Source organism: Halomonas sp., from assembly GCF_031581305.1.
Taxonomy (GTDB): domain Bacteria; phylum Pseudomonadota; class Gammaproteobacteria; order Pseudomonadales; family Halomonadaceae; genus Halomonas.
Genome location: NZ_JAVLBC010000325.1, coordinates 1 through 1,803, shown reverse-complemented (window position 1 = coordinate 1,803; position 1,803 = coordinate 1). Strand labels below are relative to the sequence as shown.

General features: G+C 67.4%; 3 protein-coding genes. All 3 read right to left on the bottom strand.

Annotation, left to right across the window (positions count from 1 at the left end):
• Nucleotides 1-715 (bottom strand): class II glutamine amidotransferase (locus RI841_RS16345; protein WP_310706687.1); only part of this gene is annotated, 715 nt, incomplete at its 3' end.
• Between the two features lie 81 nt (nt 716-796).
• On the bottom strand, nt 797-1,372 hold the full coding sequence (locus tag RI841_RS16340) for a CvpA family protein (protein WP_310706686.1): 576 nt from the start codon (nt 1,370-1,372) through the stop codon (nt 797-799).
• A gap of 2 nt (nt 1,373-1,374) precedes the next feature.
• The coding region (locus RI841_RS16335; protein WP_310706685.1) for an SPOR domain-containing protein at nt 1,375-1,803 on the bottom strand (429 nt) is incomplete at its 5' end.

Genomic DNA, 1,803 nt, shown 5'->3' with positions numbered 1-1,803 from the left:
GGGTGTGAATGGCCCCGGTCATGTCGACGAAGATCGCCTCGCCCGGCGCCAGGTCACGGTGCAGATCGAAGCCGCCCACATCGAGCGCCACCGACTCGGACGCGATCATCACCTCCTGCCCCTGCCCTTCGTCGCGGGTGCCGAACACCACCGGACGGATGCCGTGGGGATCGCGGAAGGCCACCAGCCCCACGCCGTTGATGATCGCCACCGCGGCGTAACCGCCCCGGCAGCGACGGTGCACGCGGCGCACCGCGTCGAAGATATCGCCGGGCTCCAGGTGCAGGCCCTGCTTGCCCAGCTCATGGGCGAAGACATTGAGCAGCACCTCCGAGTCGGAACTGGTGTTGATATGGCGCAGGTCCGAGGAGAAAAGCTCCTGCTTGAGCTGGTCGGAATTGGTCAGGTTGCCATTGTGAGCCAGGGTGATGCCGTAGGGCGAGTTCACATAGAACGGCTGGGATTCCGCCTCGCTGGAGGAACCCGCGGTGGGATAGCGCACATGGCCGATACCCAGATTGCCCTTCAGGCGCGTCATGTGGCGAGTGTGGAAGACGTCCCGCACCAGGCCGTTGCTCTTGCGCAACAGGAAGCGGCCCTCATGCCAGGTCATCATGCCGGCGGCATCCTGTCCGCGATGCTGGAGCACTGTCAGGGCGTCATAGATGCCCTGGTTCACCGCCTGCTTGGCCATCAGGCCCACGATACCGCACATTCCACCTTACCTCGCTTGCCTGGAACTTACGTTAAAGAGTCGGGACAGGACCGTGGTCCGGCCTGCCCCGGAATTCACATGTCAGGGCGTCGTTGCTTCACCGCCTTCTTGCGGGCCATTGTCGGTTTCCGGCGCCGGCAGGGATAGCTCGCGCAGCGATGCCGGCGCCTCGGGCAAGCGCCCTTCCCAGCCCTCGAGATGGCTCAACGCCCAATCACGCAACTGCTCGACGGCCGGCCGCAGCTCGGCCTCCTGCCAGGCCTGGAGCTGGGCCAGCGGCGTCAGGCTGAGCAGGATGGTCGCCAGCACCAGGATCGCCGCGCCCTTGGCCATGCCGAAGGCGGCGCCGGTCACCCGGTTGAGCAGCCCCATTCCGACCCACTCGACGGCGGCATGGACCATGCGGATGACGATACCGCAGAGCAGGATCACCGCGAAGATCACCAGCACGAAGGCCAGTACCAGGCGCCCATCCGGGTTATCGATCACCCCGGAAAGCAGGTCTGCCACCGGCTCGGCCAGCAACCGTGCCGCCAGCAGGGCAATGATCCAGGCAGCCAGCCCCAGGGCCTCGCGGATCAACCCGCGCAGGAAACCGGAAAGCCCGGTCACCACCAGCACTGCCACGAAGAGCCAGTCGATCCAGGTCAGCGCCATGCTCAGTTGCCCGCCCGCACCAGCAAGCCCTGGAGATTGGCCTCGACCTTCAACTCTGCCATCACCGCCTCACCCTCGCGGGAGGTGGTGTAGGGCCCGACATAGACGGTCGTCAGGCCATTGTCCCGAACGCGGCTATAGACCGGCAGGCCCTGCGCGGCCAGGTTCGACGCGAGACGCTCGGCATTGGCCGGCTCCCCGAAGCTGCCCACCTGGACGGCCCATTCACCCTCCGCGGCCGGCTCGCGGTCCGACTGCTCGGTCTGGCTCGAGAGGCGCTGGTCGGCGGCCCGGGCCAGCTCGGCGATGGGATCCTCGGGGGGAACGTCACCCGCCTCGGTGTCCGGCGTTTCCGACGAGGACGCCTCGGCCACCGCCTCAACCGCCTGCTCGCCCCCCTCCGCCGGGGTCTCCTGGCTTGGCGCCGACGC